24 protein-coding genes and 1 riboswitch are annotated in these 24,024 nt (G+C 74.1%); of the genes, 12 read left to right on the top strand and 12 right to left on the bottom strand.

Annotation, left to right across the window (positions count from 1 at the left end; all coding sequences use genetic code 11):
• Nucleotides 1–53: 53 nt before the first annotated feature.
• The 6 genes from hisG to ACIQTO_RS16710 all read right to left on the bottom strand — a co-directional run bounded on the left by hisG (nt 54) and on the right by ACIQTO_RS16710 (nt 4,417).
• On the bottom strand, nt 54–902 hold the full coding sequence (hisG, locus tag ACIQTO_RS16735) for an ATP phosphoribosyltransferase (RefSeq protein WP_380573064.1): 849 nt from the start codon (nt 900–902) through the stop codon (nt 54–56).
• Between the two features lie 51 nt (nt 903–953).
• On the bottom strand, nt 954–1,226 hold the full coding sequence (locus ACIQTO_RS16730; protein ID WP_030306151.1) for a phosphoribosyl-ATP diphosphatase: 273 nt from the start codon (nt 1,224–1,226) through the stop codon (nt 954–956).
• Nucleotides 1,227–1,337: 111 nt separating this feature from the next.
• The gene (ribH, locus tag ACIQTO_RS16725) at nt 1,338–1,811 is read right to left on the bottom strand and encodes a 6,7-dimethyl-8-ribityllumazine synthase (RefSeq protein WP_402388331.1); all 474 of its coding nucleotides are present in this window, start codon (nt 1,809–1,811) and stop codon (nt 1,338–1,340) included.
• Between the two features lie 43 nt (nt 1,812–1,854).
• Complete coding sequence (locus tag ACIQTO_RS16720) at nt 1,855–3,114, bottom strand: bifunctional 3,4-dihydroxy-2-butanone-4-phosphate synthase/GTP cyclohydrolase II (protein WP_402388330.1); 1,260 nt, start codon at nt 3,112–3,114, stop codon at nt 1,855–1,857.
• A complete protein-coding gene (locus ACIQTO_RS16715) occupies nt 3,111–3,758 on the bottom strand; it encodes a nicotinamide riboside transporter PnuC (RefSeq protein ID WP_402388329.1) in 648 nt (215 codons plus the stop codon). The genes ACIQTO_RS16720 and ACIQTO_RS16715 overlap by 4 nt, the downstream gene beginning before the upstream one ends.
• Nucleotides 3,755–4,417, bottom strand: coding sequence for a riboflavin synthase (locus ACIQTO_RS16710; protein ID WP_402388328.1), 663 nt, complete (start codon nt 4,415–4,417; stop codon nt 3,755–3,757). The genes ACIQTO_RS16715 and ACIQTO_RS16710 overlap by 4 nt, the downstream gene beginning before the upstream one ends.
• Nucleotides 4,418–4,604: 187 nt before the next feature.
• A riboswitch (FMN riboswitch) is annotated at nt 4,605–4,732 on the bottom strand.
• A 236-nt stretch (nt 4,733–4,968) separates the two neighbouring features.
• Here ACIQTO_RS16710 and ACIQTO_RS16705 point away from each other — a divergent pair.
• Nucleotides 4,969–5,217, top strand: coding sequence for an SCO4226 family nickel-binding protein (locus tag ACIQTO_RS16705; protein ID WP_402388327.1), 249 nt, complete (start codon nt 4,969–4,971; stop codon nt 5,215–5,217).
• 80 nt (nt 5,218–5,297) lie between these two features.
• Here ACIQTO_RS16705 and ACIQTO_RS16700 read toward each other — a convergent pair whose 3' ends face one another.
• Nucleotides 5,298–5,603, bottom strand: a complete 306-nt coding sequence (locus ACIQTO_RS16700) for an antibiotic biosynthesis monooxygenase family protein (protein ID WP_402388326.1) — start codon at nt 5,601–5,603, stop codon at nt 5,298–5,300.
• Between the two features lie 128 nt (nt 5,604–5,731).
• Here ACIQTO_RS16700 and ACIQTO_RS16695 point away from each other — a divergent pair, with 128 nt between their 5' ends.
• Nucleotides 5,732–6,427: an MSMEG_1061 family FMN-dependent PPOX-type flavoprotein gene (locus ACIQTO_RS16695; protein WP_402388325.1), complete on the top strand. Its 696-nt coding sequence runs from the start codon at nt 5,732–5,734 to the stop codon at nt 6,425–6,427.
• 94 nt (nt 6,428–6,521) lie between these two features.
• Here ACIQTO_RS16695 and ACIQTO_RS16690 read toward each other — a convergent pair whose 3' ends face one another.
• Nucleotides 6,522–6,710 carry a YegP family protein gene (locus tag ACIQTO_RS16690; protein WP_402388324.1) on the bottom strand — a complete coding sequence of 63 codons (189 nt, stop codon included), beginning with the start codon at nt 6,708–6,710 and terminating at the stop codon, nt 6,522–6,524.
• A 163-nt stretch (nt 6,711–6,873) separates the two neighbouring features.
• Between ACIQTO_RS16690 and ACIQTO_RS16685 the strand changes: the two genes are divergently transcribed.
• Nucleotides 6,874–7,296, top strand: coding sequence for an HIT family protein (locus ACIQTO_RS16685; protein WP_402388323.1), 423 nt, complete (start codon nt 6,874–6,876; stop codon nt 7,294–7,296).
• An 82-nt stretch (nt 7,297–7,378) separates the two neighbouring features.
• On the opposite strand, the gene ACIQTO_RS16680 is transcribed toward ACIQTO_RS16685, so the two are convergent.
• Nucleotides 7,379–8,152, bottom strand: coding sequence for a GntR family transcriptional regulator (locus ACIQTO_RS16680; protein WP_402388322.1), 774 nt, complete (start codon nt 8,150–8,152; stop codon nt 7,379–7,381).
• A 268-nt stretch (nt 8,153–8,420) separates the two neighbouring features.
• Between ACIQTO_RS16680 and ACIQTO_RS16675 the strand changes: the two genes are divergently transcribed.
• From ACIQTO_RS16675 to ACIQTO_RS16655, 5 genes are all read left to right on the top strand, one after another.
• The gene (locus ACIQTO_RS16675) at nt 8,421–9,515 is read left to right on the top strand and encodes a glycoside hydrolase family 19 protein (RefSeq protein ID WP_402388321.1); all 1,095 of its coding nucleotides are present in this window, start codon (nt 8,421–8,423) and stop codon (nt 9,513–9,515) included.
• A gap of 156 nt (nt 9,516–9,671) precedes the next feature.
• Nucleotides 9,672–10,727, top strand: coding sequence for a serine hydrolase domain-containing protein (locus ACIQTO_RS16670; RefSeq protein ID WP_402388320.1), 1,056 nt, complete (start codon nt 9,672–9,674; stop codon nt 10,725–10,727).
• 232 nt (nt 10,728–10,959) lie between these two features.
• The gene (locus ACIQTO_RS16665) at nt 10,960–12,144 is read left to right on the top strand and encodes a thiolase family protein (RefSeq protein WP_402388319.1); all 1,185 of its coding nucleotides are present in this window, start codon (nt 10,960–10,962) and stop codon (nt 12,142–12,144) included.
• Between the two features lie 230 nt (nt 12,145–12,374).
• A complete protein-coding gene (locus ACIQTO_RS16660) occupies nt 12,375–16,001 on the top strand; it encodes a SpoIIE family protein phosphatase (protein WP_402388318.1) in 3,627 nt (1,208 codons plus the stop codon).
• 271 nt (nt 16,002–16,272) lie between these two features.
• Nucleotides 16,273–16,689 (top strand): nuclear transport factor 2 family protein, encoded by a 417-nt coding sequence (locus ACIQTO_RS16655; protein ID WP_402388317.1) that lies wholly within the window; start codon nt 16,273–16,275, stop codon nt 16,687–16,689.
• 14 nt (nt 16,690–16,703) lie between these two features.
• Here ACIQTO_RS16655 and ACIQTO_RS16650 read toward each other — a convergent pair whose 3' ends face one another.
• Nucleotides 16,704–16,931, bottom strand: a complete 228-nt coding sequence (locus tag ACIQTO_RS16650) for an SDR family NAD(P)-dependent oxidoreductase (protein ID WP_402388316.1) — start codon at nt 16,929–16,931, stop codon at nt 16,704–16,706.
• A gap of 72 nt (nt 16,932–17,003) precedes the next feature.
• A complete protein-coding gene (locus ACIQTO_RS16645) occupies nt 17,004–18,026 on the bottom strand; it encodes a pseudouridine synthase (protein ID WP_402388315.1) in 1,023 nt (340 codons plus the stop codon).
• Between the two features lie 167 nt (nt 18,027–18,193).
• Here ACIQTO_RS16645 and ACIQTO_RS16640 point away from each other — a divergent pair, with 167 nt between their 5' ends.
• From ACIQTO_RS16640 to ACIQTO_RS16630, 3 genes are all read left to right on the top strand, one after another.
• On the top strand, nt 18,194–19,285 hold the full coding sequence (locus tag ACIQTO_RS16640) for a PP2C family protein-serine/threonine phosphatase (RefSeq protein WP_402388314.1): 1,092 nt from the start codon (nt 18,194–18,196) through the stop codon (nt 19,283–19,285).
• 118 nt (nt 19,286–19,403) lie between these two features.
• Entirely contained in the window at nt 19,404–19,799 is a 396-nt protein-coding gene (locus tag ACIQTO_RS16635; RefSeq protein WP_402388313.1) for a DUF3224 domain-containing protein, read from the top strand.
• 108 nt (nt 19,800–19,907) lie between these two features.
• Nucleotides 19,908–20,738, top strand: a complete 831-nt coding sequence (locus ACIQTO_RS16630) for a DUF5995 family protein (RefSeq protein WP_402388312.1) — start codon at nt 19,908–19,910, stop codon at nt 20,736–20,738.
• 40 nt (nt 20,739–20,778) lie between these two features.
• Here the strand turns inward: ACIQTO_RS16630 and ACIQTO_RS16625 are convergent, their stop codons facing one another.
• Nucleotides 20,779–22,218, bottom strand: a complete 1,440-nt coding sequence (locus ACIQTO_RS16625) for a GuaB1 family IMP dehydrogenase-related protein (RefSeq protein WP_402388311.1) — start codon at nt 22,216–22,218, stop codon at nt 20,779–20,781.
• 301 nt (nt 22,219–22,519) lie between these two features.
• Here ACIQTO_RS16625 and ACIQTO_RS16620 point away from each other — a divergent pair, with 301 nt between their 5' ends.
• Nucleotides 22,520–24,022 (top strand): SDR family NAD(P)-dependent oxidoreductase, encoded by a 1,503-nt coding sequence (locus tag ACIQTO_RS16620; RefSeq protein WP_402388397.1) that lies wholly within the window; start codon nt 22,520–22,522, stop codon nt 24,020–24,022.
• The last annotated feature ends 2 nt before the right edge of the window (nt 24,023–24,024 follow it).

Here is a 24,024-nt window from a genome sequence, read left to right as displayed (position 1 = left end):
CGCCCCCGCCCCATTGAACCGCTGCTTACCTCCGCGGCTTCACCCGCGGTGGTTCAGAGCCGGCAGGCGTGGATGTTGGTGACCAGGATGGCCCGGGCCCCGATGCCCCAGAGGTCGTCCATGATCCGCTGGGCCTCCTTGCGGAGCACCATCGAGCGGACGGCCACCCAGCCCTCGGTGTGCAGCGGGGAGACGGTCGGCGACTCCAGGCCGGGGGTCAGCGCGACGGCGGCGCCCACGCTCTCGGCCCGGATGTCGTAGTCCATCAGCACGTAGCGGCGGGCCACCAGGACACCCTGGAGCCGGCGCAGGAACTGGTCGACACCCGCGTCCTCCCCGGCGCCCTTCGGGCGGATCACCACGGCGTCCGAGATCAGGATCGGCTCGCCGAAGACCTCCAGCCCGGCGTTGCGCAGGCTGGTGCCGGTCTCCACCACGTCGGCGATCACATCGGCCACGCCCAGCTGCACCGCGGTCTCCACCGCGCCGTCCAGCTTGGTCACGGTGGCCTTGATGCCGTGGTCGGCCAGGTGCTGCTCCACCAGGCCGGTGTACGAGGTGGCGATCCGCAGCCCCTCCAGGCCCTGCACGTCCTTCACGTCCACGCCCTCCGGGCGGGCGAAGCGGAAGGTGGAGCCGCCGAACCCGAGGGCCAGCACCTCCTCGGCGTTGGAGTGCGAGTCCAGCAGCAGGTCGCGGCCGGTGATGCCGACGTCCAGCCGGCCGGAGCCGACGTACACCGCGATGTCGCGCGGGCGCAGGAAGAAGAACTCGACCTCGTTGTTCGGGTCGACGAGCACGAGCTCCTTGGGGTCCTTGCGCTGGCGGTAACCGGCCTCATGGAGCATCTCCGCCGCGGGACCCGAGAGCGAACCCTTGTTGGGGACGGCGATGCGCAGCATGGAGGTCGGTTCCTTACCTGTTGGGAGGGGGGTGTGCTGTTTCGGACCGGTTCAGAGGTACTTGTAGACGTCGTCGAGCGTCAGCCCGCGGGCGACCATCATCACCTGAAGGTGGTACAGGAGCTGGGAGATCTCCTCGGCGGTCTGCTCGTCCGACTGGAACTCGGCGGCCATCCAGACCTCGGCGGCCTCCTCGACGACCTTCTTGCCGATCGCATGGACGCCCTGCTGGACGAGCTGCGCGGTACGGGAGGACGAGGGGTCGCCGGTGGCGGCCTTCTGCTGGAGCTCGGTGAAGAGCTCCTCGAATGTCTTCGAAGCCATGATGGACTCACCTTACGGCGTGCGGGCTTACGGGCGGTAAACGGTCCCGGACCGTGGACAGTCGTTTGGACGTCCACGGCCCGGGACCGTGCCGGCGGGCGGGTGCCGGGCTCAGGCGAGCGACCTGAGGACGACGGCGGTGGCGACGGCCGCCGTGACGGCCTCGTGCCCCTTGTCCTCGGCGGAGCCCGGCAGGCCCGCGCGGTCCAGTGCCTGCTGCTCGTCGTCGCAGGTCAGGACGCCGAAGCCGACCGGGACACCGGTGTCGACGCTGACCTGGGTGAGACCGGCGGTGGCGGCCTGGCAGACGTAGTCGAAGTGCGGGGTGCCACCGCGGACGACCACGCCGAGCGCGATCACGGCGTCGTAGCCGCGGTCCGCGAGGCGCTTGGCGGCGACCGGCAGTTCGAAGGTGCCGGGCACCCGCAGCACGGTCGGCCCGTCGATGCCGAGCTCCTTGAGGGCGCGGTGGGCGCCGTCCAGCAGGCCGTTCATCACCTGCTCGTGCCACTGGGCGGCGATCACGGCGACCTTGAGGCCGGCGGCGTTGTCGATGGTCAGCTCGGGGGCTCCGTGGCCGCTCATGTGCTGTTCCTCTTTCGGGGGTCGGTCGGGACGGAGGTGGGTCTCAGGAGCCGAGGCCGGGCAGGTCGTGGCCCATCCGGTCGCGCTTGGTCCGCAGGTAGCGCAGGTTGTGCTCGCCGGCCGGGGTCTCGACCGGCTCACGGCCCTTGACCTTGAGGCCGTGCTCGGTGAGCGCGGCGAGCTTCTCCGGGTTGTTGGTGAGCAGGGTGAGCGAGCGGACGCCGAGGTCGCCGAGCATCTGGGCGCCGATGCTGTAGTCGCGGGCGTCGGCGGGCAGACCGAGGTCGAGGTTGGCGTCGACGGTGTCGCGGCCCTGCTCCTGGAGCGCGTAGGCGCGCAGCTTGTGGGCGAGGCCGATGCCCCGGCCCTCGTGACCGCGCAGGTAGAGGACGACGCCGCGGCCGGCCTCGGCCACCTTGCCCAGCGAGGCCTCCAGCTGCGGGCCGCAGTCGCAGCGCAGCGAGCCGAACACGTCACCGGTGAGGCACTCGGAGTGGACCCGCACCAGCACGTCCTCGCCGTCGGGCAGGCGCCCGTCGGCGTCCAGCCCGCCGGCGACCAGCGCGAGGTGCTCCACGCCGTCGATGGTGCCCCGGTAGCCGATCGCGGTGAACTCCCCGTACGCGGTGGGCAGCGCGGTGACGGCGGCCCGGTCCACGTGGAGCTCGGTGCGCCGGCGGTAGGCGATCAGGTCCTCGATGGAGATGATCGCCAGTCCGTGCTCCCGGGCGAAGGCGACCAGTTCGGGCAGCCGGGCCATGGTGCCGTCGTCGTTGACCACCTCGGCGATGGCGCCGGCCGGTGCCAGCCCGGCCAGCCGGGCCAGGTCGACCGCGGCCTCGGTGTGGCCGGGGCGGACGAGCACGCCGCCCTCGACGGCCCGCAGCGGGAAGACGTGCCCGGGGCGGGTGAGGTCGCCGGCCCCGGTGCCGGCGCTGGAGAGCAGCCGGACGGTCCGGGCCCGGTCGGCCGCCGAGATGCCGGTGTCGACCCCGTCGCGGGCGTCGACCGAGACGGTGTACGCGGTGCCCTTGCGGTCCTCGTTGACCTGGGTCATCGGGGGCAGCTTGAGCCGGTCCAGCTCCGCGCCGGTCATCGGGGCGCAGATCACGCCGGAGCTGTACCGGATGGTGAAGGCCATCAGCTCGGGGGTGGCCGCGGAGGCGGCGAAGACGATGTCGCCCTCGTTCTCGCGGTCCTCGTCGTCGACCACGATCACGGCGCGGCCGAGCGCGATGTCGGCGACGGCCCGCTCGACGGGGTCGAGCGCGAGGTCGAGGTCGTCGGTCTGGTCGGTGGTCATGCCGTGGCTCCCTGGGGGACGGTGGCGGACGTGGGGCGCGGCTCACGGGTGCTCAGCCACCAGGAACGCAGGCCGAGCAGTACCAGGACGAAGTAGATGGAGTAGGTGAGGCCGGAGAAGGAGTAGCCGCTGTTGAAGGCGAGCGGGACGCCGACCACGTCGACGGCGATCCAGGCGAACCAGAACTCCACCCAGCCGCGGGCCTGGGCGACCATCGCCGCCAGCGTGCCGACGAAGATGTAGGCGTCCGACCAAGGACTCCAGGACAGGCTGGGGTTGGCCAGGAACAGCCAGGCCAGCGCACTGGTGCCGAGCGCGGTGCCGACCACCAGGGCGGCCCGCTCGGGCCAGCTCGCGAACCGGACGGCGATCCCGTCCGCGCCCCGCCGGCCGCGCCGCCACCGCGTCCAGCCCCAGGCCGCCGTGGCGACCACGATCAGCTGCTTGCCGATCAGGCCGGGGACGTGGCCGTTCAGGTAGGCCGTGATGAGCACGGCACCGGACAGCAGCTGCACCGGCCAGCTCCACACCGAGCGGCGCCAGCCGAGCGCCAGGCCGAGCAGGCCGAGCAGGTTGCCGATCATGTCGGCCCACTTCACGTGCTCACCGAAGACGGTGAACGCTTCTCCACTGAGCCAGTTCACTGGGCTTCTCCGGCGGTCGTCGACGGCAGGGCGCGGGAGTCGAGCAGCCGCTCCACGTACTTGGCGAGGACGTCGACCTCCAGGTTGACGCTCTCGCCGACGGCCTTCGTGCCGAGCGTGGTCAGCGCGAGGGTGGCCGGGATGAGGCTGACGGTGAAGCTGTCGCGGGCGGCCTCGACGACGGTCAGGCTGACGCCGTCGACGGTGATCGACCCCTTCTCCACCAGGTAGCGGGAGATGGCGGCGGGCAGCGAGAAGCGCAGTACCTCCCACCGGAGTTCGCCGGCGGCGTCGCGCTCGCCGGGCTCGCGGCCCACCAGGGTGCCGGTCGCGTCGACATGGCCCTGGACGAGGTGCCCGCCGAGCCGGGCGCCGAGTGCCATCGCGCGCTCCAGGTTGACCCGGGAGCCGGGCGCGAGCTCACCCAGGCTGGAGCGGTGGAGCGTCTCGGCCATCACGTCGGCGCTGAACTCGGCGGTGCCGGCGGCCAGTTGCTCAGGGGAGTCGACCACGGTCAGGCAGACGCCGTTGACCGCGATGGAGTCGCCGTGGCGCGTGTCCTGACAGACCACCGGGCCGCGCAGGCGGATTCGCGAGGAGTTGCCGATCTCCTCGATCGACACGACCTCGCCGAGCTCTTCGATGATGCCGGTGAACACCCGGGTTCTCCTCGCGCTTAGGGGCGCGGACTCCGGGGCGGCACGGGAGAGGACACGGACGGGCACGGGTGCGCGGGCCAACGGCAGGACCCGTCGCCGGGTTGCCGCGAACCGCCGGGAGAGGACTCTCCCGTCGCACACCTCCCCGAGGTCCACCGGGGGACCACGGGCACTGCTCTTCGTCCGCCGCGCACGCCTCCCATCCGGACTTTAACCGTCGGTCCAGGAATTTCACCTGGTCAACCGGCCGCTGGCTGCGGACGGGTCGCGGACTGTAACCGCCGGTTCGGATTTTCACCGACCCCGGAGTGCGCTGAACGTCACTGCTACTACTGACGTCATTGTGCCACGGTCCGCACAGGGCGAGGGAGAGGCTTCGGCTGTGGCCTGTTTCACGCGGGGGGCGGGAATGCCCGGGGGTGCGCGCGGGTGCGTGCGACGGCGGGCGGCGGGCCCTCGGGCCGCCCGGTGGCGGGCCGGGGTGCGGCGGGCGCAGGCTGGTGGTACACGGCCGACACCGGCCGGCCGCGACTCCTGGAGGTGCGAGGACGATGGCCAAGTTCATGGACGTCCACCACGGCATGACCGGAATCACCGGTGAACAGCTGCGGATGGCCCACCAGGCCGATCTGGCGATCGAGGGCGAGGAGGGCGTGCACTTCGAGCAGGCCTGGGCCGACCCCGAGTCGGGCACGGTGTACTGCCTCTCCGAGGCGCCGTCGAAGGAGGCCGTGCAGCGCGTCCACGAGCGCACCGGCCACCCGGCGGACGAGGTCCACCCGGTGCCGATCGCGGTGTGACGCCGACCGGCCCGCGCTCCTCGCCCGGGTGTGACACCGACCGGCCCGGCGCCTTCGGGCCGGCCGCGCCCGCGCCCGGCTCAGTGGGCCGGGACCAGCGTGAAGTGGCTGACCTCGGGCGGGTGCGCGAGGTAGCGCAGCTCGCCCTCCGACCAGACCGGCCTGATCCGCCACATCGGCCCCGCGTACCCGCGCAGGGCCTCCTCGTCCCGCCAGCGGCTCACCACCAGCACCCGGTGCCCCTCCTCGGTCACCGAGCGCAGCAGCTCGCCGCCCAGACAGCCGTCGGTCCGCCCGAGTTCGGGGATCACCTCCGTGGCCAGCACCGCGCAGAACTCTTCGACGCGCCCGGCCATGACCTGCCCGGCCCAGATCCTGACGATCACGTCCACCACCTCCCGCGAAAGGCCCTGCCCCCCATTATCTGCGCAAAAGCGCTGGTGGGGAGCGCTGGACGGCAGCTCGGTGAGAGCCACCGGCCCGGCCGCGGAAACGGCTTCGCTAGATTTCCGGTATGACCACCACACCGGAAACTGCCCTGTCGTCAAGCTCCGGACCCACGCCCCCCGGGAGCCTGTTCGCGGCGCTCGACGCGACCGCGGTCCGCGCCGCGGCCGAGCTGCGGGAGATCTACGAGCAGCCCGGTGACCACGCGCGGCGCAAGCAGGTGGATCACCTCCACGAGGTGGCACGGAAGCTGATCGCCTGCTCCTCGCTGGTCTTCGTGGCGAGCGCGGACGCGGCCGGGCGGTGCGACGTGTCGCCGCGCGGCGGTCCGGCCGGGCTGGTGTCGGTCCTGGACGAGCGCACCCTGGCGATCCCGGACGCCACCGGGAACAAGCGGCTGGACACCCTGCACAACATCATCGAGACCGGCCAGGTCGGGCTGATCTTCGTGGTGCCGGGCCGGGACACCACGCTCCGGGTCAACGGGCGGGCCTGCGTCTCCACCGACCCGCGGCTGCTGGAGCAGCTGACGGCGGTCGGCAAGCCGCCGCGCAGCGCGATCGTGGTGGCGGTCGAGGAGGTGTACGCGCACTGCCCGAAGGCGTTCCTGCGCGGCTCGGCGTGGAAGCCGGAGAACTGGCTCGGCAAGGACGAGCAGCCCAGCTCGGCCGAGGTCACCCTCTCCCACCTGCGGGATCCCGCGCTGACCATCGAGATGATCGAACAGGCCGAGCGGGAGGCCCTGCTCCACCGGTACGAATAGCGGCCCCCGCGCGGCGGGCCTCCCGGCGCGGACCTCCCGGCGCGGCGGACCGACCCCGGAGGGCCGGTGCGCCGCCTGCCGGCGCGGACCGGTCTCAGGCCGCGGCCTTGACGTCCACCACGCTCGCGTCGGCGGCCGCCCGCCGGACGGCGTCGACGCCCTTGTGGGCCGCCTCCTTGCTCGCGTAGCCCTGACCGGTGGCGACGATCTCGCCGTTGCCCGCCTTGAGCCGGAACCGGTACTTGCCCCCGGCGTCCTCGTAGACCTCGAACTTGCCCGACATCCGGGCCACCTCCTCGTCCTCGACGGGACGCGGGGTGCGCCCCTCCAGCACCGTGCGCCCGCGCGCCCGGCCACCGCACCCGGTCGACGGCCGGACGGGTGACGCGGCGCGGCGCGGGGCCCGTGGGGGTGCCGGGCCGGCGGACGGTGGTTTGAATGGACGGATGGACTGCGTCTTCTGCGCGGTGGTGGCGCACGAGGAGCCGGCCCACCTCGTCCTGGACGACGAGGTGGCGGTGGCCTTCCTGGACCGCCGGCCGCTCTTCCCCGGTCATGTGCTGGTCGTGCCGCGCGCCCACCACCCGACGCTGGCGGACCTGCCGGCGGCGCAGGTGGGCCCGTTCTTCCTGCGGGTGCGGCGGCTGTCCGCCGCCGTGGAGCGCGGGCTGGGGGCGGCCGGCAGTTTCGTCGCGGCGAACAACCGGATCAGCCAGTCGGTACCGCATCTGCACGTGCACGTGGTGCCGCGCAATCCGAAGGACGGGTTGCGCGGCTTCTTCTGGCCGCGCGGGACGTACCCGGACGAAGCGGACGCGGCGGCGGTCGCCGACCGGCTGCGGGCCGCGCTCGCCGCGTCCGGGCCGTAGGGGCCGGGCCGGGGGCCCCGGCCGTCATTCGCGGGGCTCCGGCCGGGGCGACGGCCGGAGGCGACGCCCGGGGCCCGGGCCGTCAGTCGGCTGCCAGCCGGGTCGTGAAGCTGAACCGGTCGCCCCGGTAGAGCGAGCGCACCCGTTCCAGCGGGGCACCGGCCGCGTCCCGGGTCAGCCGGTGGAGCAGCAGCATCGGCAGGGCGGGCGGGGTGCCGATCAGCAGGGCCTCGCGCGGGGAGGCGAGCACCGTCTCGATCCGCTCGTCGGCCGCGCCGAACTCGATGCCGGCCTTCTCCCGGAGGAAGGCGTAGAAGGACGCTCCGGGGTCGAACTCCCGGTCCAGCGCGGGCACCCGGGCCACCGCCAGATAGGTGCTCTCCAGGCCGACCCGCTCGCCGTCCGCGAGCAGCACCCGCTCCAGGTGCCAGACCCGCTCGCCCACGGCGACGGCCAACTGGCCGGCGAGCAGCGGATCGGCGGCGAACTGCTCCAGCCCGATCAGGTTGCGGCCGGGGACGCTGCCCTGGCGGCGGACGCCCTCGGTGTAGCTGGCCAGTGAGAGCGGCTGCTCCAGCTTCGGCCCGGCGACCACGGTGCTGCGCCCGCGCCGGCGGACCCGCCCCTGGATCAGCAGGTCGCGCAGGGCCTGCCGGAGGGTCTCCCGGGCCACCTCGAAGCGGGCCGCGAGTTCACGCTCGGTCGGCAGCACGCCGCCCTCGCCGAGCTCGTCGATCAGCTCCTCCAGCCGGCCCTTGACGGCGTAGTACTTGGGCACCCGGCCGTGTTCGGGGATACCCGACCTGATCGGCGCGCCGGGGCCGGGCGGGGTGGCCGGCCCGGAGGTCTCTTCCATCGCGCCATCCTCGCAGACCGATCGGCGCCGTCCGATTCCGGCCGAATTCGACCCGGCGGGCCATCACCCCCTTGACAGGTATAGACCATTCCGCTTGAGTCTGGGGTCAACCCCGCACGGACCGCACCGGCCCGCACCCCGGTCGACCCGCACGCACCCCGGCCGGCCCGTCCCCCACGACGCGCCGCCCCCACGCGGGGCCGGACTCCCCGTCACCACCCACCTCCCTCCACGACCGTGCGGCCCCCACCGCACAAGGGGTGATCAAGTGTCAACGAAACGTCTGCTCGCACTGCTCTCCGCGATGGTCACGGCGCTGGCCGTCGTCCTACTGCTGCCCGCCGCGGCGGCCAACGCGGCGGCCTGCGCCACCCCGTGGAACGCGTCCACCGCGTACACCGGCGGCGCCTCCGCCTCCTACGGCGGGCACAACTGGTCCGCCAAGTGGTGGACCCAGAACGAGACCCCGAGCACCGCCGGCACCGGCGTCTGGGCCGACCAGGGCACCTGCGGCGGCGGCCCGACCGACCCGACGCCGACCTCCGGAAGCTGCGTCTACCCGGACTGGGCGGCCGGCCGCACCTACACCACCGGCACCGTCGTCCGCTACACCAACGGCGGGCTCTACCGGGCCACCCACGACAACCCGGGCTACGACCCGGTGATCAGCACCTGGTACTGGGAGCCGTACACCTGCGGCCCGACGACCCCGACCCCCACGCCGACCACGACCGCGAACCCCGGCGGATTCCCGGTCAGCCAGGCGCAGTTCAACCAGATGTTCCCGAACCGGAACTCCTTCTACACCTACCAGGGCCTGCTCGACGCGCTCGGCGCCTACCCCGGCTTCGCCAACACCGGCAGCGACACCGTCCGCAAGCAGGAGGCCGCGGCCTTCCTCGCCAATGTGAACCACGAGACCGGCGGACTGGTCTACGTGGTCGAGCAGAACACCGCCAACTACCCGCACTACTGCGACACTTCGCAGTCGTACGGCTGCCCGGCCGGGCAGTCCGCGTACTACGGGCGCGGCCCGATCCAGCTGAGCTGGAACTTCAACTACAAGGCCGCCGGCGACGCCCTGGGCATCGACCTGCTGCACAACCCCAACCTGGTGCAGACCGACCCGGCGGTGGCCTGGAAGACCGCGCTCTGGTATTGGAACACCCAGAACGGCCCGGGCACCATGACGCCGCACAACGCCATCGTCAACGGGTACGGCTTCGGCGAGACGATCCGCAGCATCAACGGCTCGCTGGAGTGCAACGGCGGCAACCCCGCGCAGGTGCAGAGCCGGATCAACGCCTACCAGTCCTTCACCCAGATCCTCGGGACCGTCCCGGGCTCCAACCTGAGCTGCTGACGCGGCGCCAGGGGTGAGGCCACCCCGGTACGCCCCGCCGCTCCCCCGGCACACCACGGGGAGCAGCGGGGCGTACGCCTGCCGGAGGACCGGCGGGGGCCGGAATCATCGCCACGGCGGACGACCGGGCGCCGGCGGCCCCCTACGCTCGAAGCCATGAACGACCTTGGCAGCCTTGTCCAGCAGACCGCCGACCGGCTCGCGGCCCAGCAGGTCGGCGTGGTGGTCGCCGGGCTGGCCGGCGGCGCGGTGGAGATCCGCGGCGCCGGGAGCACCACCGCCGACCGGGCCGGCGGCACACCCGGCCCGCGGACGCTGTTCGACATCGGTTCGGTGACCAAGGTGTTCACCTCGCTCGCGCTGGCACGGCTGGCCCTCGCCGGCACGGCCGGGCTCGACGAGCCGCTGGCCGACCTCCTCGCGGGCGCGCTGCCGCCCGGCGCGAGCGTCCCGGCCAGGCGCGGTACGCCGATCGCGCTCCGGCACCTCGCCACCCACACCTCCGGCCTGCCCCGGCTGCCCGCCGGGATGATGCTGCCGGCCCTGCTCCGCCCGAACAAGCCGGACCCGTACCGCCACTGCACCGACGCCGTGCTGCTCGCCGGGCTCGGCCGGACGAGGCTGCGCGCGGTGCCCGGGCGCGGCTTCCGCTACTCCAACCTCGGCGCCGGGCTGCTCGGCCTGGCGCTGGCCCACCGGGCCGGCACCGGGTACGAGGATCTGGTGACCCGGGAGATCTGCGAGCCGCTCGGGCTCGTGGACACGGTGATCGCCGTCGACGAGGAGCGGGCGGCCAGGCTCGCCCAGGGGCACTCCCCCGGGCGCCGGCCGGTACCCGGGTGGCAGTTGGCCGGCCTCGCCGGCGCCGGCGGGCTCCGCTCGACCGCCGCCGACCTCGTGGTGCTGCTGCGGGCCCAACTGGCCTCGGGCACGGACGACGACTCGCCCCTGGCACCCGCGATCGCCCTCACCCGGCAGACGACGCACAAGGTCAACCCCTTCGCCTGGGCGCACCTCGGCTGGCTCGGCCACCGGCTGCACCCGCGGCAGGGCGGCCACCTGCAGATCTGGCACAACGGTGGGACGGGGGGCTTCCGCTCCTTCGTCGCGTTCGACCCGGAGAAGCAGGTGGGCGTCATAGCCCTGGCCAACACCCGCCGCTCGGTCGACCCCGGAGGCATCGCCCTACTGCGCGCCCTGCAGAACGCCTGACCGGCGTCGCCGGTCGGCGTCGGCGCGCCGACGCCGACCGGAGGCCGTAACCCAGGGCGCGGGCTCGACCGGGGCGGGTCGCTCCGGCAGACGGCGGGGCACGGCGGAGGACGGACCGGAGGCTTAATAGTTGGATTTCCAAACCCACTCCCCTATAGTGGGTTTGCCTCCCCACCTACCCTCCTGCCCCGGGCCCGACCGCCCGGGGCTCCCCCAGAGGAAGGCGGCCGTCATGCGTGACGCCGTAATCGTCGAAGCCGTCCGCACCCCCATCGGCAAGGGCAAACCGGGAGGCTCGCTCTCGGCCGTCCACCCGGTGGAGCTGCTCGCGCACACCCTTCGCGCCCTGATCGGGCGCAGCGGCATCGACCCCGCCCTGGTCGACGACGTGATCGGCGGCTGCGTCGACCAGGTCGGCGAGCAGGCCATGAACACCACGCGCTACGCCTGGCTGGCGGCCGGCCTGCCGGAGTCCGTCCCGGCGACCACCGTGGACCGGCAGTGCGGCTCCTCCCAGCAGGCCGTCCACTTCGCCGCGCAAGGCGTGATCGCGGGGGCGTACGACCTGGTGGTGGCGTGCGGCATCGAGTCGATGAGCCGGGTGCCGATGTGGTCCAACGTCCCGCCCGGCGCGGACCCGTTCAGCGCCGCGATCGCCGCCCGCTATCCCGGCGGGCCGATCCCGCAGGGCGTCAGCGCCGAGCTGATCGCCGCCAAGTGGTCCATCGCGCGTGAGGCGATGGACGCCTTCGCCCTCGACTCGCACGCCAAGGCCGCGCACGCGCACGCCGCCGGCTGGTTCGAGGCCGAGCTGGCCCCGGTGCCGACCCCCGGCGGGATCGTCGCGACGGACGAGTCGGTGCGTCCGGGCAGCACGCCCGAGGCGCTGGCCGGGCTCCGGCCCTCCTTCACCGACCCCGCCATGAGCGCGCGGTACCCGCAGATCGCGTGGTCGGTGACGGCCGGCAACAGCAGTCCGATCAACGACGGCGCCTCGGCGGTGCTGATCACCAGCAGCGAGACGGCCGCCCGGCTGGGGCTGCGCCCGCTGGCCCGGCTGCACTCCTTCGCGGTGACCGGCTCCGACCCGCTCCTGATGCTCACCGGCGTGCTCCCCGCCACCGAGAAGGTGCTGCGGCGGTCCGGGCTCTCGCTGGCGGACATCGACCTGTTCGAGGTGAACGAGGCCTTCGCCTCGGTGGTGCTGGCCTGGCTCCGGGAGACCGGCGCCGACCCGGCCAGGCTGAACGTCCAGGGCGGCGCGATCGCCCTGGGCCACCCGCTCGGGGCGAGCGGCACCCGGCTGATGACCACGCTGGTGCACGCGATGCGCCGGCGCGGGGCGCGCTACGCGCTGCAGACCATGTGCGAGGCCGGCGGCCTGGCCAACGCCACCGTCCTGGAGGCACTGGACTGACCGGACCGCCGGGCCGGGTTCCCCACCCGCCCGGGCCGCGGCGGCGGCCGCGGGGCCGGTGGGCGAAACGCGCGGTACGCGGGGGGTGCGTGGGAAGATGGCAGGGCTGGCAGAAACGATCTCCGGGCGGTTCTCTGGCCATGGTGAACGAGCAGCGTGATACCGGCGGGTCCGGGGGTCCGAGCCCGGGGCAGCCGGGTGCCGGGGGGTCGCGTCAGGACGCCCTGCTGATGGTCCCGATCGCGACCACCCTGATCGAGGCGGACGGGCGGATCCTGCACTGGAGCAGCGACGCCGAGGCACTGCTCGGCTACAGCGCCGAAGAGGCGATCGGCTCGCTGGCCGCGCAGTTGCTGGCCACCGACGACCAGCGGCCCGAGGTGCTGGGGCTCTTCCAGGACATCGTGGACGGCCGCGGCTGGTCGGGCGTCTTCCCGGTGAAACACCGCGATGGCCACTACGTCAACCTGGAGTTCCGCACCCACCCGATCTCCGGCCCCGGCGGCAGCCCGCTGGTGCTGGCCGTCGCGTCCGACGTGACGACGCTGCGCCGGATCCAGGCGGACCTCGCCATCCTGAACGGCTTCTTCACGCAGTCCCCCGTCGGCATGGCCGTGTACGACTCCCGGCTGGCCTTCGTCCGGCTGAACGACGCGCTGGCCCGGGTCAACGGCCTGCCCGCCGACGCGCACCTGGGCCACCGCCTCACCGAGCTGCTGCCCGGCATCAACGGCGCCGAGAGCGAGGCGGTGATGCGGCAGGTGCTGGAGAGCGGCGAGCCCGTCGTGGACACCCGCTCGCACGGCCGCACCCCCGCCGACCCGGCGCACGACCACGCCTGGTCCGCCTCCTACTTCCGGCTGGAGGACCCGGGCGGGGAGGTCCTCGGGGTCAGTTCGACGGTCATCGACATCACCGAGCGCTTCCGCGCGGACGCCCGCGCCGCCCGCGCGCAGGAGCGGCTGGCGCTGCTGGTCGACGCCACCGCGTCCATCGGCACCACCCTGGACCTGCGGCAGACCGCCCGGGAGCTGGCCGACGCCATGGTGCCCAGGGTCGCCGACATCAGCGGGGTGTTCGCCCTGGAGGCGCTGGCCGCCGGGCGCACCGTGGAACCGCTCGACCCGACCGTCCCGCACCTGGTGCGCCGGCTGGCGCTCGCCACCACCGACCCGCTCTACCCGGCCGACGCGCTGCCGGTGGACGCGGTGTACGAGCTGGCGCCGGACTCGCCGTACGGGCGCGCGCTGGCGACCGGCCGGACGGTGGTGGTGCCGTCCTGGGAGCTGCCGCCGCTGAGTTCGGCGATCACCGAGAGCCGCCGCCAGGCCTACCTCGGCGACCGGCCCCGCTCGGTGCGGATCACCCCCCTGGTGGCGCGCGGCACCACCCTCGGCATGGTGGTGTACTCGCGGCGCGGCGAGCGGGAGTCCTTCGCCGAGGCGGACATCACGCTCGGCGACGAACTGGCCTCACGGGCCGCCGTCGCCATCGACAACGCCCGGCTCTACCTGCGCCAGCACCAGACCGTCCTCGCCCGCCAACAGGCACTGCGTGAGGCGAAGGCCGCGCAGGAGCGGCTGGCGCTGGTCAACGTCGCCTCGGCGCGGATCGGCACCACCCTCGATCTCGCCCAGACCGCGCAGGAGCTGGCCGAGGTCGCGACGCCCCGGCTGGCCGACACCGTGGTGGTGGAGGTGCTGGACGACCTGGTGCGCGGCGAGCGCGAGGTCCGCACCCCGGCGGACGGGTCCGCCGTGCTGCGCCGGATGGCGTTCCACTCGGCGCGCGGCTCGACGCTGGCGCCGATCGACCGCACCGGCGGGGTGCAGCGGTTCCGGCCCGGCTCGCCGTACGCCTGGAGCCTCGCCCACCGCAAGCCGGTGCTGGTGCCGCGGATGGACGAGGAGGGGATGGCCTGGTTCGCCGACGACCCCGTCCGCACGGCGGCCGTGCAGGAGCAGAACGTCCGCTCGTTCATGGTGGTGCCGCTGATCGCCCGCGGCTCGCCGGTCGGCGTCGCCGCCTTCTACCGGACGGTGGTCGAGCACCCCTACGAGGACGACGACCTGGCGCTGGCCGGGGAGTTGGCGGTGCGGGCGGCCGTCTCGATCGACAACGCGCTGCTGTTCACCCGGGAGCGCGACGCGGCCGACGCCCGCCAGCGCGCCCTGGACGAGGCGTGGGCGGCCCAGCAGCGGCTCTCGTTGCTCAACGAGGCGAGCAACCGGATCGGCACCACGCTCGATCTGCACCGCACCGCCGAGGAGTTGGTGGCGGTGGTGGTCCCGCGCTTCGCCGACTTCGTCACCGTCGACCTGCGCGACGTGGTGCTCGGCGGCGAGGAGCCGAGCCCGGTGCCGGACGACGGCTCGGTCCTGATGCGGGCGGTCGCCGTCGGCGAGGTCGGCGCGGACGGCACCATGTCGGCCGCCGCCGACCAGGTGGGCGCCACCTCGCAGTCCGCGCAGGTGTACGCGCAGAGCCTGCGCACCGGCCGCTCGATCCTGATCTCGGAGGTCGACGAGGCCGCGCTGCGCCGGATCGTGGCCTCGCCGGACCGGGTGCAGCCGGGCCTCGACGCCGGGGTGCACTCCTACCTGATGGTGCCGCTGCTGGCCCGCGGGATGGTGCTGGGCGGCGCGGAGTTCCTGCGGACCCGCAACCCGCTGCCGTACGGGCCGGCGGACCGGGCGCTGGCCGAGGAGCTGGCCGCGCGGACGGCGCTCGCGATGGACAACGCCCGGCTCTACCGCCGCGAACGGGACACCGCGCTCACCCTGCAGCGCAGCCTGCTGCCGCAGGAGATCCACCGCACGATCGGCCTGGAGATCGCCTACCGCTACCTGCCCAGCAGCGTGGTCAGCGAGGTCGGCGGCGACTGGTTCGACATCGTCCCGCTCTCCTCCGGCCGGGTCGCCCTGGTGGTCGGCGACGTAATGGGCCACGGTATTCGCGCCGCCGCCACCATGGGCCAGCTCCGCACCGTGGCAAGGACGCTGATCACGCTCGACCTCGACCCGGAGCGGGTGATGCACCGGCTGGACGAGGCCACCTCGGGGATCGGCGAGGGCCAGTTCGCCACCTGCGTCTGCGTGATCTACGACCCGGTGGACCGGCGCTGCACCGCCGCCTGCGCCGGCCACCTGCCGCCGGTGGTGGCCGACTCCGACGGCCGGGCCCGGCTGATCGAACTGCCCCCGGGCGCACCCCTCGGCGTCGGCGGAGTCCCCTTCGAGAGCGTCGAGTTCACCCTTCCGGAGAACGGCATCCTGGCGCTCTACACGGACGGCCTGGTCGAGCGCCGGGGCCGGGACATCGACCAGGGCCTGGACCTGCTCTGCCGGACCGTCGCCGACCGGCGCCGCTCGCTGGAGCAGACCTGCGACGCCGTGCTGGCCGAACTCACCGGCCGCACCAGCGAGGACGACATCGCGATCATCCTGGCGCAGGCCCTGCCGACCGGCAACGACCGGATCGCCACCCTCTCGCTCAGCGACGACCACGCGATGGTCGCGCACTCGCGCCGCTTCACCCGGGAGACGCTGACCGGGTGGGGCCTCGGCGCGCTCGCCGACTGGGCCGAGCTGCTCACCAGCGAGCTGATCACCAACGCGCTGGTGCACGCCGGATCGCCCGTCCAGCTGCGGCTGTTCCACAACCGGGTGCTCACGGTGGAGGTCGCCGACCGGGACAGCGAGTCGCCCCGGATCCGCCGCGCCCGGGAAGAGGACGAGGGCGGGCGCGGCATGCACCTGGTGAACGAGCTCGCGCACCGCTGGGGCAGCCGCCGCACCCGGGACGGCAAGGTGGTCTGGTTCGAGCTGGAGCTGCCGCCGGGCACCGACGCCCGGTGACCCACCGCCGGCCCCGCCACTCCTCCCCCGCACCCGCCCCGGCCTGGCACGACAACCGACGCTTGTCGCCGTCCCCGCACGGTTGTTGGCCCGCACCGCCGGCCGGCCGCTTGACTTGCCCTCAGCAGGACGACCGGGCACCACCGGGGCACCACCCCGACGCGGTGCCCGGAACAACGCCGGACAGAGCACCCGGCCACAGGACACAGCGGACAGCGCGGCCGGGCGACAGCCCCGGCGACGCCTCCGGACCGGAACCCGAGGAGCCATCGTGAACCAGCTCGCCCCCCGCGCCGTCGTGGAGCGCTACGTCACCGCCATCGCCACCGGCGATCTGCCCACCGCGGTGGCCTCGTTCGCCGAGGACGCCACCTGGTCGTACCCGGGTGACCTGCCGCTGTCCCGGGTGTGGCGCGGCCGGGCCGCCATCGCCGAGGACTTCCTGGGCGCGGTGGGCACCCTGTTCGCGCCCGACGGCGCGCCGGAGGTGACGCTGACCGGGCTGCTCGCCGACGGCCCGCAGGTGGTCGCCGAGTGGACCGCGCGGGGGACGGCGGCCAACGGGACCGCGTACGACAACCAGTGCCTGGGCGTCTTCACCGTCGAGAACGGCCTGATCACCGCGGTCCGCGAGTACCTCGACACCCACCACGCGGCCCGCACGCTGTTCGCACCGACGGCCGGCTGACGGCCGGCGGCCGGTCAGCGCCGGGGGCGGGCCGGGACGGGGGCGGGCGGCGCGACCACCGTGGTGACGGCGGCCAGTTCGGCTTCGGCCGCGGCGAGTCCGGCCGCGTCCCGGGCGGTGATCACGAGCTGCCAGCCGTCGGCGGCGAGGGCCCGCGCGAGGGCCCGGCCGAGGCCGCGCGAGGCGCCGGTGACCAGGGCGACGGGGGCGGCCGATCCTGCGGTGTGCTGCGGTGCGTTCATGGCACCACGATCGCTCCGGCACGGTCCGGAACGGATCGGCCCGCAGGCCGGGGGGCCGGTCGTCCGTTCGGCCTAGACCGCCCGACCGAGGCCGGGTGCGAGACCCGGTCCGCGCTCCGGGTCGGGCCGGTCGAGCGGCCCGGCGCCGGCCCGCTGGTCCGCCCAGGCCTGCGGGTCGGCCCAGGCGGCCAGGGTGCGGCGGGTCTCGAAGCGGCGCGGCCGGCCGGTCAGCGGGTCGGTGAACTCGACCACGGAGGCGAGCAGTTGCAGCGGCCGGCGGAAGTCGTCCGGCGCCGGCTCCGGCAGTACCACCGGGTACACCGGATCCCCCAGGATCGGCACCCCGAGACCGCTCATGTGCAGCCGCAGCTGATGGGTGCGCCCGCTGAGCGGCCGCAGCCGGTAGCGGCCCAGCCCGTCGCGGTGCCCGATCAGGTCGATCCGGCTCTCGCTGTTCGGCGGCGCGTCCAGCTCCCGCGCCGCGATCACGCCGCGCTCCTTGACGATGTGGCTGCGCACCGTGCGGGGCAGCGCGAGCCCCGGGTCGTGGGCCGCGACGGCCTGGTACTCCTTGCGCACCAGCCGGTCACGGAAGAGAGTCTGGTAGGCGCCCCGGTCCTCGGGCCGCACCACGAACATCGCCAGGCCCGCCGTCAGCCGGTCCAGCCGGTGCGCCGGGCTGAGCGCGGGCAGGTCGAGCCCGTGCCGCAGCCGGGAGAGCGCCGTCTCGACGACGTGCCGGCCGCGCGGGGTGGTGGCCAGGAAGTGCGGCTTGTCGACCACCACCAGGTGGTCGTCGTGGTGCAGCACCTCCAGCTCGAACGGGACCGGGACCTCGGCGGGCAGGTCGCGGTACAGCCAGAGGTGACCGGCCGGGCGGAACGGCTCGTCCGGCCCGATCGGGCCGTCCACCCCGACGATCTCGCGCCCGCGCAGCAGCGCGTCGATCCGCTCCGGGTCGACGGTCGGCAGCCGCTCGGCCAGGTAGGCGCGGACCGTCGGCCACGACCCCTCGGCGGGCAGCCGCAGGTGCACCGGGTCCACCCCGCGGCGCTGCGGGAGGGGTGCGGTCGGTGCCTTGCGCTTGCGTCTCATCTCGCGGCCAGCCTAACCGGGGGCGCCGCGACGGCCGGGGCCGCACGGGCGACCGGGGTCGCGGGGGGCGGTCCGGGCCGGGAGCCGCCGGGCGCCCGAGGTGCCGGAGGCCGCCGGGCCGGTGGAGAGTGGACAGTGGGCCCCACCCGCCCAGCGGAGGTGTACGTGTGACCGCAGACGGCCCCAAGGACGCGCTGCCGGCGCTGCGCCTGCCCCGGCGGACCAGGCGGCTGCTGGGCTGCGCCTTCCTGCTGCTGGTCGCGGCCGTGGTGGCCGACCTGCTCACCGGGCCGGGCACGACGCTCTCCCCGGTACTCGCGGTGGCGCCGATGCTGGCGGGGGCGACCACCCGCTCGGCCCGGGTGCCGCTGTTCGCGGGGGCGGTCGCCACCGCCGCCGTCGTCCTGCTGGAGGTCAGCAACAGCCATCTGCCCAACTCCGTCCACCTCACCGCGCTGATCACCGTCCTGGCCGCCACCCTGGCCAGCGCCGCCAACGTCGTCCTGGTGTCGGCCCGGGAACGCGAGCTGACCCAGGTCCGCACGGTGGCCGAGGCCGCGCAGCGGGCGCTGCTGCGCCCGCCGCCGGAGCGGCTCGGGCCGCTGCGGGTGGCCGTTCGGTACGCGGCGGCGGCGGCCGAGGCCCGGATCGGCGGGGACCTCTACGAGGTGGTGGACACCCCGCACGGGATCCGGATCCTGCTGGGGGACGTCCAGGGGCACGGGCTCCCGGCGGTGGAGACCGCCGCCGACGTGCTGGGGACGTTCCGGGAGGCGGCCCGGACCGAACCGGACCTGGCCCGGGTGGCGGAGCGGCTGGACGCGGCGCTGGCGGGCCGCGCGGTGAACGAACGGTTCGCGACCGCCCTGCTGCTGGACGTGGAGCGCTCCGGCGGGCGGGCCGGCTTCGTCAACTGCGGGCATCCGCACCCGCTGCTGCGCCGGGCGGGGCGGGTGACCGAACTGGCGCCGCCGCAGCACGCCCCACCGCTGGGCCTGCTCGGGCTGATCGGCGGGCACTACCGGGCGGGCGGCTTCGACCCGCTGCCGGGGGACCTGCTGCTGCTCTACACCGACGGCGTCTCGGAGGCCCGGAACGCCGCGGACCGGTTCTACCCGTTGGCGCAGCGGCTGGCCGGGCTCCCCGCCGCGAGCCCCGGGGCCGTGCTGGACGCGCTGCTCGCCGACGTCCGCGACTGGGTCGGCGTGGCCGGGCCGACCGACGACGCGGCGCTGCTCGCGCTGCGCTGGGAGCACTGACCGCGCGAGAGCGCGGCGCCGCGCGGGCCGGCCGGGCGCGACTGTCAGTGGCCCGTGCCAGGCTGTGGACGCGACCGGCGGGGTGCCGGCCGGGCGACGGCGTCGAGGGGACAGTGCCATGGGCCGGAAGACGGACGGATCGTTCGAGCTGACCAGCTTCGAACCGGAGGAGACGGACGAGCGGCCGGGGGCGACGCTCGGCCGGGTCCGGATCACCAAGACCTTCACGGGCGGCCTCACCGGCAGCAGCGTGGTGCGGATGCTCTCCGTCCTGGACGGCGCGGGCGGCCCGGCCGCGTACGTCGCGGTGGAGCACTTCACCGGCGAGCTGGACGGGCGGACGGGCTCGTTCGTGCTCCAGCACGCGGCGCCGGGCAGCCACGGCGAGCGGCTCGCGATCCGGGTGGTGGCGGGCACCGGCGCCGGCGGGCTGGCGGGGATCACCGGCACGTTCGAGCTGTCGACGGACGACGGGGGCGCGCACACCTACGTCCTGGAGTACGAGCTGGACTGACCGGGACGGGAGCGGCCGCGCGGTGGCCTCCGCGCGGCGACCGGCCGTTCCTCCGGGCCGCTGTCACGATGATGCGATCAGTGCACGATCGACATCGGAGGGTGACGCATGCCCGGTACGGCGGCCTCGGTGACCGGTGCCACGACGACAGCGACCACCACGACGGCCGGCGGCACGGACACCGTCGACGGGGTGCTCGCCCGGCTGCGGGAGATCGGCGCCGGGCTGCCCCCGGACGACGGCGTGGCGGTCTTCAACCGGATGTACCTCACCGTGACGGACGCCGTGCGGCGCGGCCTCGCGGGCCCGCGCGCGGACCCGCCCGGCGGCACGCCGCCCCACCCCGGTCGCCCGTACTTCACCGACCCGGTCGCGATGGCGGAGCTGGACGTGGTGTTCGCCGGGCGCTACCTGCTGGCCGTGGACGCCGTGGCGGCCGGGCGGCCCGCGCCGGCCTGCTGGGAGCCGCTCTTCGAGCTGCGCGGACACCGGGGGGTCCATCCGCTGCAGTTCGCGTTGGCCGGGATGAACGCCCACATCCAGCACGACCTGCCGCTCGCCGTGGTCGACACCTGCCACCGGCTCGGCTGCGGGCCGGAGCGGCTCGCCGAGGACTACCGGCGGGTCAACGGCCTGCTGGCCGGGGTGGAGACGACCGTCCGGGAGCAGCTGATGCCCGGCCCGGACCTCCTGGAACGGGCCGAGCCGTTGACGCACCTGCTGGGCGCCTGGTCGGTCGACGCCGCCCGGGACGCGGCCTGGGCGACGGTCCGGGCGCTCTGGCGGCTCCGGGACGTGCCGTCGGCCGCCGAGGCGCTCGCCGCCGCGCTGGACGGCTCGGTCGGTCTGCTCGGCCGCGCCCTGCTCACCCCGCTCGGCCCGGACAGGCCGCCGGCCGGCCGGCTCCCCGAGGCGAGGAACCGGCCGGCCGGCGGTTGAGCGGGTCGGACGCCCGGACGAACGGACGCCCTGCGGGCGATCAGGCCCAGCTGGAGTGCAGCGGCTTGCCCTCGGCGTAGCCCGCCGCGCTCTGGATGCCGACCACGGCCTTCTCGCGGAACTCCTCCAGGCTGGAGGCGCCCGCGTAGGTGCAGGAGCTGCGCACGCCGGCGACGATCGAGTCGATGAGGTCCTCGACGCCCGGGCGGGCCGGGTCGACGAACATCCGCGAGTGCGAGATGCCCTCCTCGAAGAGCGCCTTGCGGGCCCGGTCGTAGGCGGAGTCCTGCGACGTGCGGTTGCTCACCGCGCGCGCCGAGGCCATGCCGAAGCTCTCCTTGTACTGGCGGCCGTCGGCGGTGGTCTGGAGGTCGCCCGGGGACTCGTACGTCCCGGCGAACCAGGAGCCGATCATCACATTGGACGCGCCGGCGGCCAGCGCCATCGCGACGTCGCGCGGGTGGCGGACGCCACCGTCGGCCCAGACGTGCTTGCCGAGCCGGCGGGCCTCGGCCGCGCACTCCAGGACGGCGGAGAACTGCGGGCGGCCGACGCCGGTCATCATCCGGGTGGTGCACATGGCGCCGGGGCCGACCCCGACCTTGAGGATGTCGGCACCCGCCTCGACCAGGTCGCGGACACCGGCGGCGGAGACCACGTTGCCGGCCACGATCGGGATCCGCGGGTCGAGCCCGCGCACCGCGCGCAGCGCGCTGATCATCGACTCCTGGTGGCCGTGCGCGGTGTCGACCACCAGCACGTCGGCGCCGGCCTCGATCAGGGCCTTGGCCTTGCCGGCCACGTCGCCGTTGATGCCGACGGTGGCGGCGACCCGCAGGCGGCCCCGCTCGTCGACGGCCGGGGTGTAGAGGGTGGCGCGCAGCGCGTTCTTGCGGGTCAGGATGCCGACCAGGCGGCCCTCGGCGTCGACCACCGGGGCGAGCTTGCGGTGCGCCTCGCTCAGCTTGTCGAAGGCGGCGCGCGCGCCGATGCCCTCGTCGAGCAGCACCAGGTCGCGCGACATCACGTCGGCGAGGCTGGTGAAGCGGTCGACGCCCTGGCAGTCGGAGTCGGTGACCACGCCGATCGGCCTGCCGTCCTCGACCACGACCAGCGCGCCGTGCGCGCGCTTGTGCAGCAGCGAGAGGGCCTCGGCGACGGTGGCGCCGGGGGCCAGGGTGATGGCGGTGTCGTGCACCAGGTGGCGCTGCTTGACCCAGTCGATGACCTCGGCGATCACCTCGGTCGGGATGTCCTGCGGGATCGCGACCAGGCCGCCGCGGCGGGCGACGGTCTCGGCCATCCGGCGGCCGGCGATGGCCGTCATGTTGGCCACCACCAGCGGGATGGTGGTGCCGGTGCCGTCGTTCGAGGAGAGGTCGACACCCTGCCGGGAGCCCACGGCGGAACGGCTGGGGACCATGAAGACGTCGTCGTACGTAAGGTCGTACGAGGGCTTGAGGTCGTTCAGGAAGCGCATGAAGAAAGGGCTCTCTGGCTGGGAGAAGGTACACCTCGGGTGCGGTTGCGGCGAGGCCGCCGGGCGCACTCGGGCGCCCGGCACCCAACGTTCGATTCTCCGCTACCCCCGGACCAAAAGCCAGTTCGAGGACGATTGCTGGCACAGTGCACAACGCATGATCAACGGAGCGCCCCTCGATATGGATGTTCATCCAAAAGGCCGCCTTTTCGCCCCGGCCAGGGCCGCTCCCGTACCATTCACGCGGTAAACGAGGCGATCCAGGAAAGCGGCAGCGGGCATCATGACGGCGGGCGTGGACATCGAGCAGGACATCGAGCGGGGCGGCGGCACGGAGGTCACCGAGGGGGAGATCGACTACGGTCCCGGCCTCGACCCCGAGCGGCTGCGGCTCTGCCTCGACGTGATCGCCGAGCTGGACGAGCTGCACGTCGACCACCCGGACGCGATCACCGTCCGCCAGGCCGTCGGCGGCATATTCCGCACCCTCAAGCAGCGCCGCCGCCAGGAGACCCGGGCCCGCAAGACCGCGAACGACCGCGAGGTCACCGCCCGCACCGCCACCGGCGCGCCGAGCCGGATCGACGACGAGACGGCCGGCGCCTTCGGCCTGACCACCGTCACCACCACCGAGATCGCCGGCATCCTGGAGCGCCCGCGCTCCTGCTACACCTGCAAGCAGCGGTACGTCGAGGTGGACGCCTTCTACCACAACCTCTGCCAGAACTGCGCGGTGAAGAACCGCGCCCACCGCGACGCCCGCGCCGACCTCACCGGCAAGCGCGCGCTGCTCACCGGCGGCCGGGCCAAGATCGGTATGTACATCGCGCTGATGCTGCTCCGCGACGGCGCGCACACCACCATCACCACCCGCTTCCCCAACGACGCCATCCGCCGCTTCACCGCGATGCCGGACAGCGCCGACTGGCTGCACCGTCTGAAGATCATCGGCATCGACCTGCGCGACCCGGCCCAGGTGATGGCCCTGGCCGACGAGGTCGCCGCCGACGGCCCGCTGGACATCCTGATCAACAACGCCGCGCAGACGGTGCGCCGCCCGCCGGAGTCGTACCGCGAGCTGGTCAACGCGGAGTCCGCGCCGCTGCCGGCCGGTGAGCTGCCGCAGTCCACCACCATCGGCCGCTTCGGCAGCGGCAGCGTCGACCTGCCCGCGCTGCCCGCGCAGGCGAGCGGCGGGAGCGAGCGGATCTCCGCCGAGGACGTCACCTCGCTCGCCCTGGTCACCGGCTCCGCCACGCCCGCCCGGATCGAGGCCGGCACCGCGATCGACGCCGGCGGCCTGGTGCCCGACCTCGCCCCCACCAACAGCTGGGTGCAGACCGTCAACGAGGTCGGCCCGGTGGAGCTGCTGGAGGTCCAGCTCTGCAACTCCACCGCGCCGTTCATCCTGATCAGCCGGCTCCGCCCGGCGATGGCCGCCTCGGCGTCCCGCCGCAAGTACGTGGTCAACGTCTCGGCGATGGAGGGGGTCTTCCAGCGCGGCTACAAGGGCGCCGGCCACCCGCACACCAACATGGCCAAGGCCGCGCTGAACATGCTCACCCGCACCAGCGCGCAGGAGATGTTCGAGACCGACGGCATCATGATGACCGCCGTCGACACCGGCTGGATCACCGACGAGCGCCCGCACCCGGACAAGATGCGGCTGGCCGAGGAGGGCTTCCACGCCCCGCTCGACCTGGTCGACGGCGCCGCCCGGGTCTACGACCCGATCGTCCGCGGCGAGCGGGGCGAGGACCTTTTCGGCTGCTTCCTCAAGGACTTCGACCGCTCCGCCTGGTAGAC

The organism is Kitasatospora sp. NPDC091207, from assembly GCF_044768625.1.
GTDB lineage: Bacteria > Actinomycetota > Actinomycetes > Streptomycetales > Streptomycetaceae > Kitasatospora.
Note: the sequence above shows the minus strand (reverse complement) of the source record. Positions and strands in the feature narration are given on the sequence as shown.

Excerpts from the sequence above, each read along its gene's own strand:
- ACIQTO_RS16650 (WP_402388316.1), bottom strand. The coding sequence starts at position 16,931 with ATGAACGCACCGCAGCACACCGCAGGATCGGCCGCCCCCGTCGCCCTG.
- ACIQTO_RS16690 (WP_402388324.1), bottom strand. The coding sequence starts at position 6,710 with ATGTCGGGCAAGTTCGAGGTCTACGAGGACGCCGGGGGCAAGTACCGG.
- hisG (WP_380573064.1), bottom strand. The coding sequence starts at position 902 with ATGCTGCGCATCGCCGTCCCCAACAAGGGTTCGCTCTCGGGTCCCGCG.
- ACIQTO_RS16635 (WP_402388313.1), top strand. The coding sequence starts at position 19,404 with ATGGGCCGGAAGACGGACGGATCGTTCGAGCTGACCAGCTTCGAACCG.
- ACIQTO_RS16665 (WP_402388319.1), top strand. The coding sequence starts at position 10,960 with ATGCGTGACGCCGTAATCGTCGAAGCCGTCCGCACCCCCATCGGCAAG.
- ACIQTO_RS16630 (WP_402388312.1), top strand. The coding sequence starts at position 19,908 with ATGCCCGGTACGGCGGCCTCGGTGACCGGTGCCACGACGACAGCGACC.
- ACIQTO_RS16680 (WP_402388322.1), bottom strand. The coding sequence starts at position 8,152 with ATGGAAGAGACCTCCGGGCCGGCCACCCCGCCCGGCCCCGGCGCGCCG.
- ACIQTO_RS16670 (WP_402388320.1), top strand. The coding sequence starts at position 9,672 with ATGAACGACCTTGGCAGCCTTGTCCAGCAGACCGCCGACCGGCTCGCG.
- ACIQTO_RS16625 (WP_402388311.1), bottom strand. The coding sequence starts at position 22,218 with ATGCGCTTCCTGAACGACCTCAAGCCCTCGTACGACCTTACGTACGAC.
- ribH (WP_402388331.1), bottom strand. The coding sequence starts at position 1,811 with ATGAGCGGCCACGGAGCCCCCGAGCTGACCATCGACAACGCCGCCGGC.
- ACIQTO_RS16645 (WP_402388315.1), bottom strand. The coding sequence starts at position 18,026 with ATGAGACGCAAGCGCAAGGCACCGACCGCACCCCTCCCGCAGCGCCGC.
- ACIQTO_RS16705 (WP_402388327.1), top strand. The coding sequence starts at position 4,969 with ATGGCCAAGTTCATGGACGTCCACCACGGCATGACCGGAATCACCGGT.
- ACIQTO_RS16695 (WP_402388325.1), top strand. The coding sequence starts at position 5,732 with ATGACCACCACACCGGAAACTGCCCTGTCGTCAAGCTCCGGACCCACG.
- ACIQTO_RS16660 (WP_402388318.1), top strand. The coding sequence starts at position 12,375 with ATGGTCCCGATCGCGACCACCCTGATCGAGGCGGACGGGCGGATCCTG.
- ACIQTO_RS16720 (WP_402388330.1), bottom strand. The coding sequence starts at position 3,114 with ATGACCACCGACCAGACCGACGACCTCGACCTCGCGCTCGACCCCGTC.
- ACIQTO_RS16685 (WP_402388323.1), top strand. The coding sequence starts at position 6,874 with ATGGACTGCGTCTTCTGCGCGGTGGTGGCGCACGAGGAGCCGGCCCAC.
- ACIQTO_RS16730 (WP_030306151.1), bottom strand. The coding sequence starts at position 1,226 with ATGGCTTCGAAGACATTCGAGGAGCTCTTCACCGAGCTCCAGCAGAAG.